Origin of the sequence: Dictyobacter arantiisoli, from assembly GCF_008326305.1 — a bacterium.
Taxonomy (GTDB): Bacteria; Chloroflexota; Ktedonobacteria; order Ktedonobacterales; family Ktedonobacteraceae; genus Dictyobacter; species Dictyobacter arantiisoli.
On the sequence record NZ_BIXY01000249.1, the window covers coordinates 1 to 1179 of the forward strand.

The following is a 1179-nucleotide window of genomic DNA, read 5'->3' on the forward strand; positions in this document are numbered from 1 at the left end:
AGGTGTGGGCCTGTTGGGAATAGTGCTGCCTCATGGCATGGTTCTGATAGAGCAGGCTGAGCAGGCTGGTCAGTTCAGCGGGATGAATCTCGCCTACCTGGAGTTCGGCTGGCTGGAAGTCTGGGGGCTGCCGGGTCTGTAATGGGATTAAAAGTCCGTGGTCGTGCCATAGTTCCTGGCAGGCGCTATGGGCTGGCACAATCTGGGCCGCACCCGTGGCTGCATGTTCAAAGGCTACCAATCCCCATCCTTCGCTGGTTGCTGTGTTGATGCCGATATCACAGGCGTTATAAATGGTGTTGAGCAAGCTATCCGTGATCGGCCTTTCGGCAACGGCTGTACCTGTACTCAGCACCCGATCACGTATCCCTAAGCGAGCAGCCAGCTCAAGCAGTTTTTGTTCCTGTTCACCAACGTGGAGATAGAGCCAGATATTGCCAGGTGTGGCGTGTATGAAGTCTGCGAAGGCCTGTACAGTGAGATCGATACGTTTGCGTTGCCGATAATAGTTGGCATTCAGCAGCATAAATGCGCTGTGTAGTTCTGGACGGTGCGGGAAAAGGATCTGTCGCGCCCGCAAAAGATTGCGCTGGCGCTCTTCCTCTCCTGCTGCTGTAAAGGGATGCAAGGGAAAGAAATGCTGCGTATCAATCCCATGTGGCAGTACCGCGATCCTGGGCCAGGATGTAGGGGGGAGCGCTGCCTGTTCGAAGGCGTCCTCGATCAGACGACGACCGTAGCTGGTATAGAGCACGAGTACATCGACCTCTGCGAGATAGGCGATCTGTGCTGGAGAGCGGTATGGGCCTTCGACAGGACAATAGAAGATGATCTTGAGCCTGTCTCTGTATGCTGCTAGCGCCTGGCGATGGAACTGATAGAGCCAGGGATCATGGCAGAGAAAGAGGAGCTGCGGCTGAAATTGTTCGATGCGCGCCACTAATTGCTGGCTGGCTGGCTCGTTTAGGACCCCCTGCGCAGGCTCGATGGTATAGTTTAAAGGATCATGTACGGCCTTGTTGCTGCTAATATTGATCTGAAGAATAGTATATTTTTGCGCAAGACGACGACAGATACTGGAAAGAACACGTCCATAGCCGGTCGCGGGGTCAGCGTGTCCCAGGACAAGTATGCGTGGTTTGAGCGCCATTTCTTTTCTCTCTTCTTCCATTTTTTTCC

At 53.9% G+C, this 1179-nt stretch carries 1 protein-coding gene; it reads right to left on the reverse strand.

Annotated features, from left to right (window positions below; all coding sequences use genetic code 11):
• Positions 1–1150 (reverse strand): glycosyltransferase (locus tag F1593_RS28065; protein ID WP_172632536.1); only part of this gene is annotated, 1150 nt, incomplete at its 3' end.
• Positions 1151–1179 lie beyond the last annotated feature (29 nt).